Source organism: Pseudomonas sp. EA_65y_Pfl2_P74 (genome assembly GCF_963970575.1).
GTDB lineage: Bacteria > Pseudomonadota > Gammaproteobacteria > Pseudomonadales > Pseudomonadaceae > Aquipseudomonas > Aquipseudomonas baetica_A.
The window spans coordinates 114951-130303 of record NZ_CAXAOQ010000017.1 but is presented as its reverse complement, the minus strand read 5'-3'; the positions used below and the strand labels follow the sequence as shown (position 1 = coordinate 130303).

Genomic DNA, 15353 nt, shown 5'->3' with positions numbered 1-15353 from the left:
AAAAATGGTTGGGCGAAAACAATCTGCGCCTGAGCATCGGCGGCTTTGTGCGCAGCTTGATCAGCGAGGATGGCGCCGAACTGGCCGGTAATCTCAGTTATCGCTACAAGGATCGCGACATCAGCCTTACGCCCGAGCAGGGCCAGATCATGCTCGACACCCAGGATCGGCTGAATGAGGAACTCAGGGTTGAAACCCGGGATCGTCAATACGGCGGTCGGCCGACCGAGGCCGAAGCGGCCGCCCGTGATGCGCGTATCGCAGCCATTGTCGGCCCGGTGCGGGCGTTTATTCCGGCCGATCTGTACTACGAAGCGGAGCAGGTCGTCCGTGAATACCGCGCGGAAAAACACGCCAACCTCAACAATCATGCGTTCAGCGCCACAGACCTTTGCGGTCATCGATGATCCGTGGGGCGTGCTGTTCGACCTCGCTGCGTTGATCCGTGCGCGCAAAACCGCGTTCGACAGCTATCAGGAGCATCACGCCGAAGAATGGGCGATAGCCGGAGTTCTCAAGTCCCTGAGCGAAAGCGACCCTCAGTTGCATGCGCAACTGCCGTCCATTACTCGCTACGACGAACTCCAGCGGACATGGAAGGATCAAGAGGCGCAGAACGAGCGATATACCGCTGACGTTCGACGTCTGGTTCAACTCTGGGTGGCATGGTTCAACACCCTGCAAGCGGCCGGCCCGTCGAGCATGGACACGGCTTGCGGCCACTTCGACATTGCCCAGGCAATTGCCCGTGAAGCCCTGGAGCTGCATTTCGCCGAAGCCTGCCACGGGCCGGCCAGTACCAGCATTGGCGCTACGGCCATCACCCTCAATCTGGAAGGGGACAAGGCCGGCAAGCCATGGCTGCTTTGGGCGTTACTCGGGCTACCGTCGCGGCTGAGCATTGGCGAAATCAAGTACATGGTGGATTTCAGCGATCTGACGCGCGACAACAAAGCGGCTGTTCTAGAAAGCACCGACAAACTGGCCAGAGCCTTTGCCCATGCCGAAGGGCTGAACAAAGCCGCCGACAAACTCAAGCAACACAACCCGGCGGCCAGTCTTGAAGCATTGTTTTTATCCATCGCGCCCGTCGCCGCGCTGCAACTGCATCAGGCCGACAATGCCACGAGCAATGCCGGGCGCCTGTACATGGCGGCTGCATTGGCCCGCAGCGAGCAGCGCATTCAGACGTTGGCTGTTACGTCGCGTCAATTGGGTGAGTGGTACAGCGACTTGATGGGCACTCGGCAGACACCGCCCGCGCATTTGAATGTTGCTTCGCTTGCCAGCGGCGTGGCGGCGGGGATTCCTTTCATGCATCTGGTGCCGGCCAGTACCAAGTTGGCGCCGTTGCCGGTGAATTTGGCGGCTGGGGTTGAGTTGAGTGGTGTGTTTGATTTGAAGGGGGCGTTGAGTAAGGCGCCGGTGAAGGTTTTGGTGACGTTGGTGGCTGGGGGGAATTTGGTTTGGACGGGAAGTACGTTTCTCGACAAAAAAACGGCCAAAAATGGCCTTGTCGCTGTTGGAGCGGGATTCGGCGTTGCTGCAGCGGTAGCTGCAGTCGCTCAAAGAGTGGCGGAGGTTGATTGGGCTTCCGCGGTGCAGCTGAGTGGGAGAACTTCAGTACCCGCAAGGCTAGTTCTTGTTAGAGCGTTGGGTGTTGCAGCGGCAGTTGCAGGACTCACCTACAGCGTTGCCAAACGCCGTTCCCGAAACCTGTGGCCAAAAGTGGTCACTGAGCGCCTGAAAGCCAATGGTCCAACTTCTCGGCTTGTGGATTTGGAGTCACACCAAAAACTCGCTGAATAGCTTTGTGAATTCATGGCACGGAGTCGAACTCCGTGCCCGCGAAATAGGCAGCCGCCAATGGCGACTCTCAATATTTCTCAAACTGCCCAACAAAAAAGGCCTACCTTGCGGTAAGCCTTTTCCATTCACTACATAATCCTCAATCCCCCAACGCTTCCCCCTCACGCCGTGGGTCCGCGCCACCTTCCAACGTCGCTTTCCCCTGCGCATCCTTGACCCGTACGATGGCTTGGGTGCCGCTGGTCATGTCGATTTCACTCACCGCGTGACCTTTGTCCTTCAACGCCTGAATCAGCGCCGGGCTGAACTGGCCTTGTTCCAGTTCGGTCGGGCCGTTGCGGCTGCCGAAGTTGGGCAGGCTGATGGCGCTTTGCGGGTCGAGGTTCCAGTCGAGCAGGCCGACGGTGGTTTTGGCGACGTATTCGATGATCTGCGAGCCGCCCGGTGAGCCGACGCCGGCGAGGAATTCGCCGCTGTTGCGATCGAAGATCAGCGTGGGGGCCATCGATGAGCGTGGGCGTTTGCCGGGTTCGACGCGGTTGGCGACTTTCTGCCCGTTCTCTTCGGGGATGAACGAGAAGTCGGTCAATTGATTGTTCAGCAAAAAGCCCTGAACCATCAGGTGCGAGCCGAATGCCGCTTCGATGGTGGTGGTCATCGACACGGCGCCGCCGAGGTCATCCACCGCCACCACTTGCGAGGTGGAAATGCGCAGCGGCGAGCGGTCCGGCGCGTAGGCGACCTGCACACCCGGCGGGGTGCCCGGTTTGGCGCTGCCCATGCTGCGTTCACCGATCAGGCTGGCGCGGCTGGCGAGATAGCCCGGGTCGACCAGGCCTTTGACCGGCACCGACACGAAGTCGGTGTCGGCGACGTATTGCGCGCGGTCGGCGTAGGCCAGTCGCTCAGCTTCGGCGATCAGGTGCACCGCTTGTGGATCGGGTTCGATGCCGGCCGGTTTGTCAGTCTTCAGCGGTTTGAGTGGTGCCAGTGCCCAGCGCGGATCGCGGGTTTCCAGGGCCTGCAAGGTGCCGAGAATCTGCGCCACGGCAATGCCGCCCGACGACGGTGGCGGCATGCCGCAGACCTGCCAGCGTTTGTAGTCGGTGCACAGCGGCGCACGTTCCTTGGCCTGATAACGCTGCAGATCATTCAGCGACAGACTGCCGGGGTTGGCGTGCCCCTGGACCTTGGCGACGATGTCCTCGGCAATCGGGCCTTTGTACAGCGCATCGGCGCCTTCGCTGGCAATGCGTTTGAGCACCGCGGCCAGTGCCGGGTTTTGCAGGCGTGTGCCAATGGCTTTGACGCTGCCATCGGCATTGAGGAAATACTTGGCCATGTCCGGCGACTGGCGAATCACCGGATCTGACACGAGAAGTGAATGCAGGCGAGGAGAGATGGCGAAGCCCTGCTCGGCAAGTTTGATCGCCGGCTCGAACAGCTTCGCCCACGGCAGGCGACCGTGCTGTTTATGTGCCAACTCCAGTGCGCGCAACACGCCCGGTGTGCCGACCGACCGGCCGCCAATCTGCGCCTGTGGGAACGGCATCGGTTTACCGTCCGCTTGCAGGAACAGCTTCTCGGTGGCACCGGCCGGAGCGGTTTCGCGACCGTCATAGGTCTGCACTTTTTTGCCATCCCACAACACGATCATCGCGCCGCCACCAATCCCGGAGGATTGCGGTTCAACCAACGTCAGCACCGCTTGCATCGCAATCGCCGCATCAATCGCCGAACCGCCCTGACGCAGCATCTCGCGCCCGGCCTCAGCGGCCAGTGGATTCGCAGCGGCGGCCATGTGTTTGCTGGCGTGACGGGGTTGCAGATCGGTGCGGTAACCGGAGGCGGCTTCCGGTGCCAAAGGCAGGGTCGAGGCGGGCGGGGCGTTGCACGCGGTGAGGGTCAGGGCGCTGATGATCAGCGTCAGGGCTGGCAGGCGAAAGCGGCTCAAGGGCAAGGCTGAAAACACGCGGGCTCTCCGTCCATGGGGTAAAAGTCTGTGGGACTTTATCGACCGACCGTGAAGGACGCAAACCATCGGTCTGTTTCTCCTTCATGCCTGGGCCAGTTTTCTGTCGGATCAAGGGTAAGCGTGAGGCCTGAGCATCCTGCACAACGAGCGCCCGATATGGCTCAGATACTTCTACGCTGATAGGGACATGTGATCGCACCGAAGGTGCTCATATCCAGTCGTTCCTGTATAGCCAGAGAGGTGCGCGTGATGATCAACGAACAGATGGCACCTGAGACAAAAGGTGTGGCGGTGACATTACTTGCAACCGTTGACCTCGGCCCTGAGATTGAAGGCATGGCAGGGCGTCAACTTCGAATGCGGATGGTGACCATTGAGCCTGGAGGGGTCTTCGGGCCGGTTCATAGCCATAAAGACCGACCCGGTACTGTTTACATATTGCAAGGAACGATCACTGATCATCGGCATGGCGTCGCCACGGACTATGGACCCGGAGTGGGGTGGCCCGAGGACAGAAACACTACGCACTGGCTTGAGAACAGAGGCCCTGTTGCGGCAGTGGAGATCTCGGTCGATATCGTCAGGCAAGATTAATATCAAACGCTTTGGCCAGGTGCGTAACTCAAGGTGTTTTGATGACTCCTGCGCCTCTCCCTGTGCCAGACGCGCTCGCCACAGCGCCGGCACTTTTCTCGAGGCATAAAAAAACGGCCTACCTTTCGGTAAGCCGTTTTTAGTACTTGGTGGCTACACAGGGACTTGAACCCCGGACCCCAGCATTATGAATGCTATGCTCTAACCAACTGAGCTATGTAGCCAAGTGGCGCGCATTATTCCCCTGAAATGGAAAAGCGTCAAGCGTAAATTTAAAATATTTCTTCTTATTTTCAACCGCTTATCCTCCGGCCCGGAAAATCCGGGCCGGGCAGGGCGTCAACGCAGTTGGAATCTTGCGGTATTGGCGCTCAAGGCATGGCTGCCTTGACTCAAAGTGTCCGCCGCGAGATTCACTGCCCGCGCGCCTTCAAGCAAACGCACGGCGGCCTGATCGACCTGCTGGATATTGCCGCTGACCTCATCGGCGGTGCTCGCTTGCTCTTCAACTGCCGTGGCGATCTGCGCGAGGGTGTCTGTGACACTCTGCACGGCGCTGGCAATTTCCCCCAGTCGTTCGCCGAGGCCAGTGACCGCTTCGGCATCCGATTGCGCCTGGCCGCAGGCGGCTTCCATCAGGCTCACCGCTTCGTTGACCGTGGCGCGCAGGCTGTCGACGGTGCCGGCGATCTGCGCGGTCGACGATTGAGTGCGTTGCGACAGGCTGCGCACTTCGTCGGCGACCACGGCAAAACCGCGACCCTGTTCGCCGGCGCGTGCCGCTTCAATCGCGGCGTTGAGTGCCAACAGGTTGGTCTGTTCGGCAACACCGCGAATGGTGTCGACCACCAGTTGGATCTGCTGCCCTTGTTCGCTGACACGGCCCAATGCCGCAGCGGTTTCGTTGAGGCGTTGATTGAGCTGTTGAATGCTCGCCGTGGTGCGCTGGCTGTCGCGGCTGCTGTCAGCGGCGATGCGCCGGGTGTGCTGGGCGCTGCCGGAAGCCTGTTCGCAACTCTGCGCCACGCCTTGGGAGGTGGCGGCCAGTTGTGTGGCGGCAGCGGCGATCTGGCTGATCTGCAATTGCTGCGCTTCGACTTCGCCCAGCGCGCCACTGGAGTGATCGTTGAGGCTGCGCACCGCGTTGCTCAGTTGCGAGGTCTCGTGATCGACGCCGAGCATGCTGGTGCGCAATTGCACCACGGCGACGTTGAGGGCGGTGCTGATCGCCGCCAGTTCATCACGGCCCACCACCGGCACTTGCAGGCTCAGATTGCCGTCGCGCAGGGCTTCGGCCAGCACAGTGATGCCGCTGGCGCTGCGCCGGATCGAGGCTTGCAGGCAAATGAACAGGTACAGCGCGGCCAGTAGCAGGCAGCCGAAGATGGCCGCAACGATGATGAACTGGCGGATGGCCGAGCCATGGTAGTAGTCCAGTCGCTGATCCAGGGACATCAGCGATTGCTGGCGCAGTGAGGCGAGATCGCCGAGCAGGGCGTCCAGGCTACGCTCGAAGTCCTCAGGCTTAAGGTTGATGCTGCCGCCGAACATGCCGTCGTCCAGCACTTTCAGGCCGGCGTCCAGGCGTTGCAGGCTGTCTTGATACTGCGTTCCCCAGGTTTGTTGATCGCCGGGCAGGCGCGCTTTGAGAAGGTCGGCGTTTTTCACTAATTGTTCACGGGCGTCGCCAATCCGGCTGCGCAGATCGCGCAGTTGCAGGCGGCTCTGCAAGGTGAACTGTCCGGACACCACCGAAGCCTGACCGACAGCGGCGAGGCGGCCGACCCGTTCGATCAGATCCGGCGCGTCTTGCGTCGAGATTTGCGTCAGCAAGTAGGTTTCCAGCCACGGCGCGAGGGTCAGGCGGTTTTCCATGACGATCTGCTCACGCAACGCTTGCAGGGTGCTGAGTGCATGGGTGAAACGGTCGTATCCGTCCGGCCACCAACCGACGCCGCTCAGGCTTTTCGAGTCCAGACCGTCCAATGCGGTTTGCAAGGCCTGATAGCGGGCAAGGGTTTCGCCCTCGGCGCCTTGATTCTTCAACGCATCGCCCAGGTCGCTGACGGCTTGTGTGACCGCTGGCTGCACAGCGTCGAAGGCAGCCATCGCGGCGAGCGTCGCCGGCGTTGGCTGGCGGTTGGTTTCGGTTGCACGCCAGCGGGCAGCGCGGTCGCGTTGTGCCGCCAGCAGATTGTCGAGCGCATCCAGGGCGAGCAACTGCTGGACGCCGGCGCGCTCAACGCCAATCAGATTGAGTTTGTCGCGATAACCTTGGCCGATCATCAACAGGCTGCCGGCCAGCGGCAGAATGAACAGCAGAAACAACAGCTGAAATTTACGCGCGAATCCAAACCGCCCCAGCAATTTGATTCCCGGTGATAAAAAAGCCTGCATGCCCCATGACTCCTCTGGACACCACGCACCATTGGCGTGCATCGCGGTCGTGCGACCTTGATGTTGTGCCCTGCTAAAAGGCCTCGAAAGTTCACTCTCGCCGGCTCTGTAGGCTGACTCTGTAGCGAAACTTCCCATTCTCGATCCCCTTTGTAAGGGGCCGCGTTCAGGGGAAGAAGCAAGGCAAGATTCAGACCATGGCGTTGCGCTATCAGTTTGAGGTGACGAGTAACCAGTTAGTTAGCTGCCTAAGGGGATGGCTTTGCTGCACCGAAAAATGGCACATTGACGCACCTGCCTGCGTGCATCCCTCTGCTGTACGGAAACTTTCATGGCTATCAGCAACGTTCAGCCCGCCGCTGCCTCGGCGTCCGCTCCTGCTCAAAGCAGTCCATTGGTGATGCGCATCATCGGCGCGGTGGCGCTGGCGCATTTGATCAACGACCTGATCCAGTCGGTGCTGCCGTCGATCTACCCGATGTTAAAGGCCAACTATGGCTTGAGCTTCACCCAGGTCGGCCTGATCACGCTGACCTTTCAATTGACCGCCTCGCTGTTGCAGCCGTGGGTCGGGTATCACACGGATCGTCATCCGAAACCGTGGCTGTTGCCGGCCGGCTCCATTTGCACGCTGATTGGTATCGTGATGATGTCAGTGGTCGGTAGCTTCCCGTTGATTCTGCTGGCGGCGGCGCTGATCGGGATCGGTTCTTCAACCTTTCATCCGGAAGCGTCGCGTATCGCCCGGCTGGCGTCGGGCGGACGCTTTGGTCTGGCGCAATCGACGTTCCAGGTCGGTGGTAACGCGGGGTCGGCGTTCGGCCCGTTGCTGGCGGCGGCGATCATCATTCCGTTCGGTCAGGGCAACGTGGCGTGGTTTGGTCTGTTCGCGGTGTTTGCGCTGTTCGTGCTGTACCGCATCAGTCGCTGGTACGCCCATCACCTCAACCTGTTCAAGCTCAAGGCTGGTCTGGCGGCGACTCACGGGTTGTCGAAGGGCAGGGTAACCAGTGCGCTGGTAGTTCTTGGGTTGCTGGTGTTTTCCAAGTATTTCTACATGGCCAGTTTCACCAGTTACTTCACGTTCTACCTGATCGAGAAGTTCGACCTGTCGGTGGCCAGTTCGCAGCTTCATCTGTTCCTGTTCCTTGGCGCTGTGGCAGCGGGTACGTTCTTCGGCGGGCCGATTGGCGACAAGATCGGCCGTAAGGCGGTGATCTGGTTCTCCATCCTCGGCGTGGCGCCATTCACGCTGATCCTGCCCCACGTCGACCTGTTCTGGACCAGCATTCTCAGCGTGGTCATCGGCTTTATCCTCGCCTCGGCGTTCTCGGCGATTGTGGTGTACGCACAGGAACTGGTGCCGGGTAATGTCGGGATGATCGCCGGGGTGTTCTTCGGTTTGATGTTTGGTTTTGGCGGGATTGGTGCAGCGTTGCTTGGGCATCTGGCGGATGTTCACGGGATTGAGTACGTGTATTTCCTGTGCTCGTTCCTACCGTTGTTCGGGGTGTTGGCGATCTTTTTGCCGCGTACCAAAAAGGCCTGATTCACCACCGTTGCACAAGAAATAACAGTGAATTTCAGGCACAAAAAAGCCGCGTATCAAACGCGGCTTTTTCTCGGGCGTGATGCTTAAACGTTGAAGCGGAAGTGCATCACGTCGCCGTCTTTAACGATGTAGTCCTTGCCTTCCAGACGCCATTTACCGGCTTCTTTGGTACCGGCTTCGCCCTTGTACTGGATGAAGTCGTTGTAGGCGATGACTTCTGCGCGGATGAAGCCTTTCTCGAAGTCGGTGTGGATCACGCCAGCCGCCTGGGGGGCGGTGGCACCGACTTTGACGGTCCAGGCGCGGACTTCTTCGACACCGGCGGTGAAGTAGGTCTGCAGGTGCAGCATTTCGTAGCCGGCGCGGATGACGCGGTTCAGGCCCGGTTCTTCCAGGCCCAGGGCCTCAAGGAACATGTCCTTCTCTTCGCCGTCATCGAGCTCGGCGATTTCGGCTTCGATCTTGTTGCAGACCGGAACCACCATGGCGCCTTCTTCTTCGGCGATGGCCTTGACCACGTCCAGGTGCGGGTTGTTCTCGAAACCGTCTTCAGCCACGTTGGCGATGTACATGACCGGTTTGGTGGTCAGCAGGTGGAAGCCCTTGATCACCGCTTTCTCGTCGGTGCTCATGTTCTTCATCAGGCTGCGCGCAGGCTTGCCTTCGGTGAAGTGCGCAATCAGTTGCTCCAGCAGAGCCTTCTGAACGACGGCGTCCTTGTCGCCACCCTTGGCGTTACGCGCGACTTTCTGCAGTTGCTTCTCGCAGCTGTCGAGGTCGGCGAAGATCAGCTCCAGGTCGATGATTTCGATATCGCGTTTCGGGTCGACGCTGTTGGAAACGTGGATCACGTTTTCGTCTTCGAAGCAGCGCACGACGTGGGCGATCGCATCGGTTTCACGGATGTTGGCCAGGAATTTGTTGCCCAGGCCTTCACCTTTCGAGGCGCCGGCGACCAGGCCTGCGATGTCGACGAATTCCATGGTGGTCGGCAGGATGCGCTTCGGATTGACGATGGCCGCCAGGGCTTCCAGACGCGGATCCGGCATCGGCACGATGCCGCTGTTCGGCTCGATCGTGCAGAAGGGGAAGTTCTCGGCCGCGATACCGGATTTGGTCAGGGCGTTGAACAGGGTGGACTTGCCGACGTTAGGCAGGCCGACGATGCCGCAATTGAATCCCATGGTGTTTCCCCTCGGAGTAGAGTCAGGCCTTCTGGCTGTGCAGGTTTTTCATCGCGCGGTTCCATTCACCGGCGAGGATATCCGGCAGCACGCCGAGGGCAAAGTCGATGCTGGCATCGAGTTTTTCCTGTTCGGCGCGTGGCGCACGACCCAGGACGAAATTTGAAACCATACTGGCGACGCCCGGGTGGCCGATGCCAAGCCGCAGGCGGTAGAACGTATTCTGATTGCCCAGTTGCGCGATGATGTCGCGCAACCCGTTGTGACCGCCATGGCCGCCGCCCTGCTTGAGCTTGGCGACGCCCGGAGGCAGGTCGAGTTCGTCGTGTGCCACCAGGATTTCTTCAGGCTTGATGCGGAAGAAACCGGCAAGAGCCGCCACGGCCTGGCCGCTACGGTTCATGTAGGTGGTGGGAATCAGCAGACGAACATCCTGACCTTGATGCGAGTAGCGCCCGGTCAGGCCGAAATATTTGCGATCGGCGACAAGGTTCACACCTTGTGCGTCAGCGATGCGCTCAACAAAAAGGGCCCCTGCGTTATGCCGGGTCTGGTCGTATTCAGCGCCTGGATTTCCCAGGCCAACGATCAGTTTGATGGCAGTCACGATAGGGGCCCTTCCTTTGAGTGGTGGATAACATCGCCGCGATCAGGGAAAGCGGCGAAAGTGGACGAAAAATGCTCATTTACCATGGATGTAAACTCCGCGTTCTCGCCCGCTTTCTCGCTACGTTCCAGTCCGCGATGTTACTTGCTCACTCAGGCATGACAGAGTGAATTACTCTGCTGCGCCTTCTTCGGTAGCTTCTGGAGCAACACGTGGAGCGTGGACGTTGGCAACAGCCTTGTCATCGCCGTGTGCCAGAGCAACGAACTCAACGCCTTTAGGCGCTTTGAGGTCCGACAGGTGAATGATCGAACCGATTTCAGCGTTAGCCAGGTCGACTTCGATGAACTCAGGCAGATCTTTCGGCAGGCAGGTCACTTCGATTTCAGCAACAACGTGCGAAATCTCGCCGCCTTTCTTCACTGGAGCAGCTTCGTTGACGAAGTGCACAGGAACGATAGCGGTCAGTTTCTGGCCCGCTACAACGCGTACGAAGTCAGCGTGCAGCACGTGGCCTTTGGACGGGTGACGTTGCAGGGCTTTGATGATCACGTTTTGCTTGGTGCCACCAACGTTCAGCTCGATGATGTGGCTGTAAGCCGCTTCGTTTTCGAGCAGTTTGGCAACTTCTTTGGCCAGCATGCTGATGGATTCAGGGGCTTTTTCGCCACCGTAAACAACAGCAGGAACCAGAGCGGCGAGACGACGCAGGCGGCGGCTCGCACCTTTCCCCAGGTCGGAACGCACTTCAGCATTCAGAGTAAATTCGTTCATTTTGTATCTCCAAAATAGCCATGACCGAGCGGCGTTTGCGACCAGCGCCAAACACGGTATGGGCAAAAAAGCCCCGCCCCGACAGGAATGCCGGGGCGGGGCGCTTTTCGTCAACGAGACATTTCGAGAAGGGCTGGGCCCTTAGCGGAACATCGCGCTGATCGATTCTTCATTGCTGATGCGGCGAACCGCTTCGGCAACAACCGGTGCGATATCCAGTTGACGGATACGTGCACAAGCTTGTGCTGCAGCGGACAACGGGATGGTGTTAGTCACCACCAGCTCGTCCAGCACGGAATTTTCGATATTCTCGATGGCCCGACCCGACAGCACAGGGTGTGTGCAGTAGGCAAAGACCTTGGCTGCGCCATGCTCTTTCAGGGCCTTGGCCGCGTGGCACAGAGTGCCGGCGGTATCGACCATGTCATCGACCAGAATGCAGGTACGCCCTTCGACATCACCGATGATATGCATCACTTCAGAGTGATTGGCTTTCTCACGGCGTTTGTCGATGATCCCGAGATCCACGCCCAGCGACTTGGCAACGGCACGTGCACGCACGACGCCACCAATGTCCGGGGACACGATCATCAGGTTTTCGAAGCGCTGATCTTCAATGTCATCCACCAGAACCGGGGAGCCGTAGATGTTATCTACCGGAATATCGAAGAAACCCTGAATCTGGTCAGCATGCAGATCAACCGTGAGAACACGGTCGATGCCGACTACGGTAAGCATGTCAGCGACGACTTTCGCGCTGATGGCCACACGTGCGGAACGCGGACGGCGATCCTGACGGGCATAACCAAAATAAGGAATAACAGCAGTGATACGAGTAGCCGAGGAGCGGCGGAAGGCATCAGCCATCACGACCAGTTCCATCAGGTTATCGTTTGTCGGAGCGCAGGTCGGCTGAATAATGAAAACGTCTTTACCGCGAACGTTTTCATTGATCTCGGCAGTAATTTCGCCGTCGGAGAACTTACCGACAGAGATGTCACCGAGAGGGATATGCAGCTGACGTACAACACGCCGAGCCAGATCGGGGTTAGCATTCCCCGTAAAGACCATCATCTTGGACACGCGCAGTACCTAGAGGCTGAGGGTAACCTGGATGAGTATAGAAAATGGCAGGGGCGGCTGGATTCGAACCAACGCATGGCAGGATCAAAACCTGCTGCCTTACCGCTTGGCGACGCCCCTGTATCTGTTGCTTCAAGTGCCGAGCACTTGGTTCCTTTAGAGCAGACTTTGCAGCTTGCGATGCAACATCGAAACGTTGCTTCCTTTTGCTACAAACCCTGTAAGGGTCTCTGTCAGAAGGGCCGAGACTTTATCAGCTTCAGCTTTGCTTGGGAAGCCCCCAAACACACAACTTCCAGTTCCGGTGAGCTTTGCTTCGGTAAATTTACCTAACAAATCCAATGCGTTACGTACTTCTGGATAACGCCTTGCAACCACCGGCAAGCAGTCATTTCGACTGTTTCCCTCGGGAACGGGGCGCACTTTAATGGGCGGCGTGTTACGTGTCAACAAAGGATCGGAAAAAATTTCTGCCGTACTTACAGAGACTTGCGGCACGAGCACCAGATACCACGGTTCTTCGGGATCCACCGGGGTGAGTTTCTCGCCCACGCCCTCGGCAAACGCCGCATGGCCACGGACGAAAACCGGTACGTCGGCCCCCAGCGAAAGGCCCAGTGCGGCCAGGCGATCTTCATCCCAACCCAACTGCCACAAATGATTCAGGCCGAGCAAAGTCGTCGCCGCATTCGAACTGCCGCCACCAATACCGCCGCCCATGGGCAGGACTTTATCAATCCAGATATCGATACCGAGCGAGCAGCCGGACTGTTGCTGGAGCATTTTCGCTGCACGCACGATCAGGTTGCTGTCATGCGGCACGCCTGCGAATTCGGTGTGCAGTTGAATCACGCCGTCATCGCGCACGGCAAAAGTGATTTCGTCGCCGTAATCGACAAACTGAAACAGCGTCTGCAATTCGTGATAACCGTCTTCACGGCGACCGAGAATGTGCAGCATCAGATTGAGCTTGGCCGGAGAGGGCAGGGTCAGGCGTGCAGCGGTCATGGGTTATTGCCCCAACTTGCGCGGTTGCCAGGTCTTGATCACCAGCGTCACATCAAGGTCGGTGCCGTGCAGTTTGATGCGCTCGGGCAACCAGTAACCGTTCTGCTCGGTGTAAGCGATGTATTCGACTTTCCAGCCATCCTGTTCCAGGTTGGCCAGACGACTGTCGGCGTCCAGGTTCAGGCGACTTTTGCTGTTCGGAGCGGGCAGGCCACGCACCCACCAGGCCAGATTCGACACTGGCAGCTTCCAGCCGAGTTGCTCCTCAAGCAGCGCTTCCGGCGACTCGGAGTCATAGCGGCCCTGATTGGCGACTTCCAGCGAGACCTTGCCCGGACGCCCGGTCAGTCGAGCGGCGCCACGACCCAGCGGGCCGGACAGGCGAATGTCGTAATAGTCCTGACGCTGCAGCCAGAACAACGTGCCGCTACCGGAATCCTTTGGTGCGCGGATGCCGATCTTGCCGTCGATCTGCCAGCCGTCGAGGCCTGTCAGCTGTTGTTTGTTCACGGCCCATTGAGCCGGACTGCCGTGGCCCTCGACTGATTCGCGGGTACCAAAACCCGAGCAGCCGGCGAGCAGGGCGATGAAGCTGAAAACAATAACGTGGCGCAAAAACATGAGTTAAAGAGTCTCGGATCCGGTCAGGCGCTTGATGGTGCTGCGCAGAATGGTGCTGTCGGGCTGATCCTTGAGGAATTTGCCCCAGATTTGTTTGGCTTCACGCTGGTTGCCCTTGACCCACAGCACTTCACCGAGGTGAGCGGCGACTTCGTGATCAGGGAAACGCTCCAGCGCCTGACGCAGATATTTCTCGGCGTCGTCCAGATTGCCCAAGCGGAAGTTCACCCAGCCGAGGCTGTCGAGTACTGCCGGGTCTTGCGGGTTGATCTGATGCGCCTGCTCGATCAGCGTTCTGGCTTCAGCGTAGCGCGTGGTTCGGTCAGACAGGGTGTAGCCCAAAGCGTTCAGCGCCATGGCGTTGTCCGGATCGCGTTTGATGATCAGGCGCAGGTCTTTTTCCATCTGTGCCAGGTCATCGCGTTTTTCCGCGAGCATTGCCCGGGTGTAAAGCAGGTTCAGGTCGTCCGGGTATTGCTGCAAGGCTTGCTGCAAGACTTTCCAGGCCTTGTCGTCCTGTTTGTTGGCCGACAGGGTTTCTGATTCGATCAGGTACAACTGGATGGCGTAATCGGGTTGCGCGTCGCGTTCGGCCGCCAGTTTGTTTTGCGCTTCGGCGGTTTTGCCGTTGTTCATCAGGATGTCGGCCTGACGCAACTGCGCGGGCAAATAGTCGTTGCCCGGTCCTACCTGGGCGTACTCGATCAGTGCACCTTGCGGGTCGTTGCGCTCTTCAGCGATGCGCCCCAGGTTCAGGTGCGCCGAATCGACGTGGCTGTCGCGAGCGATCAGGTCTTCGAGATAGCCCTTGGCCTCGTCCCAGGCCTTGGCTTCCAGGCACACCAGCGCTAACGAATAACGCAGTTCGTCGTCTTCAGGATATTGCTGAACGAGACTGAAAAACTCGGCTTTGGCGTCGTCCACTCGGTCCTGCTCGACCAGCATGCGTGCGTAAGTCAGGCGCAGGCGTTTGTCGTCCGGGTACTTCTTGATGCTTTTTTGCAGCACCGGCAGCGCTTCGTCGCCACGGTTCAAGAGCTGCAGCAGGCGCGCGCGCAGCAGGATCGGGGCAATTTCGCCGTCTTCCGGCGGGTGGTCTTCGAGCAGGGTCAGCGCAGCTTTATTGTCGCCGTCCTGCTGCAAGAGCAGGGCCTTGCCGAAAATCAGTTGACCGTTGTTCGGGTGACGCTGCAACAAACGGTCAAAACTTTTCATCAGGCCGTCGCGGGTTTCCTGGTCGGTATCAGCCGCCGACAGCGCGAGGAAATCGAAATGGGTGTCGCCCTTGCCCAGCAGGACTTTCTCCATATAGACCATGGAGTCGTCATAGCGCCCGGCGCGTGCCAGTTGTACGGCGGCGGCGCGTTGCGCTTCGAGATCGTCCGGGGCGTTTCTTGCCCAGATCAGTGCCGTGTCGAGAGCCGGTTGGTCGGCGCCCAGATACTCGGCGATGCGAAAAGCACGCTCGGAGACGCCCGGGTCCTGGGTATTGATGGCCTGGGTCACGTAGTTATCCAGCGCAATGTCGAATCGATTGCGCTGGCCGGCGAGTTCGGCGCTCAACAGGCTGAAAATGGTTTCCTCGCTGAACGAGCTGTAAACCTTGGGCTTTTCAGGCGCGGGCGTGGTGTCTTCGACCGGTGGCGTACCGTCCGGCGAAACGGGTGCCGAGGCCTGGCAGCCGCTGAGGAAGACAAAAGCAAGGAGCAACGCGGAAGATCTATTCATATAGGAAGAGGACGACTAACC

General features: G+C 59.1%; 12 protein-coding genes, 2 tRNA genes and 1 pseudogene. 4 read left to right on the top strand and 11 right to left on the bottom strand.

Annotated features, from left to right (window positions below; genetic code table 11):
* Together AACY18_RS15795 and AACY18_RS15790 are read left to right on the top strand one after the other, a co-directional pair.
* Positions 1 to 407 (top strand): annotated as a pseudogene (locus AACY18_RS15795) (toxin VasX); the annotation flags it as partial.
* Positions 370 to 1809 (top strand): hypothetical protein, encoded by a 1440-nt coding sequence (locus tag AACY18_RS15790; RefSeq protein ID WP_339465333.1) that lies wholly within the window; start codon positions 370 to 372, stop codon positions 1807 to 1809. The pseudogene AACY18_RS15795 and the gene AACY18_RS15790, both read left to right, overlap by 38 nt.
* Before the next feature lie 139 nt (positions 1810 to 1948).
* On the opposite strand, the gene ggt is transcribed toward AACY18_RS15790, so the two are convergent.
* Positions 1949 to 3781 carry a gamma-glutamyltransferase gene (gene ggt, locus AACY18_RS15785; RefSeq protein ID WP_339465332.1) on the bottom strand — a complete coding sequence of 611 codons (1833 nt, stop codon included), beginning with the start codon at positions 3779 to 3781 and terminating at the stop codon, positions 1949 to 1951.
* A 252-nt stretch (positions 3782 to 4033) separates the two neighbouring features.
* Between ggt and AACY18_RS15780 the strand changes: the two genes are divergently transcribed.
* Positions 4034 to 4378, top strand: a complete 345-nt coding sequence (locus tag AACY18_RS15780) for a cupin domain-containing protein (RefSeq protein WP_339432211.1) — start codon at positions 4034 to 4036, stop codon at positions 4376 to 4378.
* 147 nt (positions 4379 to 4525) lie between these two features.
* Here the strand turns inward: AACY18_RS15780 and AACY18_RS15775 are convergent.
* A tRNA-Met gene (locus AACY18_RS15775) sits at positions 4526 to 4602 on the bottom strand.
* A 115-nt stretch (positions 4603 to 4717) separates the two neighbouring features.
* Complete coding sequence (locus tag AACY18_RS15770; RefSeq protein ID WP_339432210.1) at positions 4718 to 6775, bottom strand: methyl-accepting chemotaxis protein; 2058 nt, start codon at positions 6773 to 6775, stop codon at positions 4718 to 4720.
* 331 nt (positions 6776 to 7106) lie between these two features.
* Here AACY18_RS15770 and AACY18_RS15765 point away from each other — a divergent pair, with 331 nt between their 5' ends.
* Positions 7107 to 8324: an MFS transporter gene (locus tag AACY18_RS15765; RefSeq protein WP_339432209.1), complete on the top strand. Its 1218-nt coding sequence runs from the start codon at positions 7107 to 7109 to the stop codon at positions 8322 to 8324.
* 86 nt (positions 8325 to 8410) lie between these two features.
* On the opposite strand, the gene ychF is transcribed toward AACY18_RS15765, so the two are convergent.
* From ychF to AACY18_RS15725, 8 genes are all read right to left on the bottom strand, one after another.
* Positions 8411 to 9511 carry a redox-regulated ATPase YchF gene (ychF, locus tag AACY18_RS15760; protein WP_187678059.1) on the bottom strand — a complete coding sequence of 367 codons (1101 nt, stop codon included), beginning with the start codon at positions 9509 to 9511 and terminating at the stop codon, positions 8411 to 8413.
* Positions 9512 to 9533: 22 nt separating this feature from the next.
* Positions 9534 to 10118 carry an aminoacyl-tRNA hydrolase gene (gene pth, locus AACY18_RS15755; RefSeq protein ID WP_007912902.1) on the bottom strand — a complete coding sequence of 195 codons (585 nt, stop codon included), beginning with the start codon at positions 10116 to 10118 and terminating at the stop codon, positions 9534 to 9536.
* A 171-nt stretch (positions 10119 to 10289) separates the two neighbouring features.
* Complete coding sequence (locus AACY18_RS15750) at positions 10290 to 10892, bottom strand: 50S ribosomal protein L25/general stress protein Ctc (protein ID WP_221731572.1); 603 nt, start codon at positions 10890 to 10892, stop codon at positions 10290 to 10292.
* A 141-nt stretch (positions 10893 to 11033) separates the two neighbouring features.
* Positions 11034 to 11975: a ribose-phosphate pyrophosphokinase gene (locus AACY18_RS15745; RefSeq protein ID WP_003171603.1), complete on the bottom strand. Its 942-nt coding sequence runs from the start codon at positions 11973 to 11975 to the stop codon at positions 11034 to 11036.
* Between the two features lie 45 nt (positions 11976 to 12020).
* A tRNA-Gln gene (locus AACY18_RS15740) sits at positions 12021 to 12095 on the bottom strand.
* A gap of 36 nt (positions 12096 to 12131) precedes the next feature.
* The gene (gene ispE, locus AACY18_RS15735) at positions 12132 to 12983 is read right to left on the bottom strand and encodes a 4-(cytidine 5'-diphospho)-2-C-methyl-D-erythritol kinase (protein WP_116255185.1); all 852 of its coding nucleotides are present in this window, start codon (positions 12981 to 12983) and stop codon (positions 12132 to 12134) included.
* A 3-nt stretch (positions 12984 to 12986) separates the two neighbouring features.
* Positions 12987 to 13604: a lipoprotein insertase outer membrane protein LolB gene (gene lolB, locus AACY18_RS15730; protein WP_339465329.1), complete on the bottom strand. Its 618-nt coding sequence runs from the start codon at positions 13602 to 13604 to the stop codon at positions 12987 to 12989.
* 3 nt (positions 13605 to 13607) lie between these two features.
* Complete coding sequence (locus tag AACY18_RS15725; RefSeq protein ID WP_339465328.1) at positions 13608 to 15332, bottom strand: tetratricopeptide repeat protein; 1725 nt, start codon at positions 15330 to 15332, stop codon at positions 13608 to 13610.
* Between the last annotated feature and the right edge of the window lie 21 nt (positions 15333 to 15353).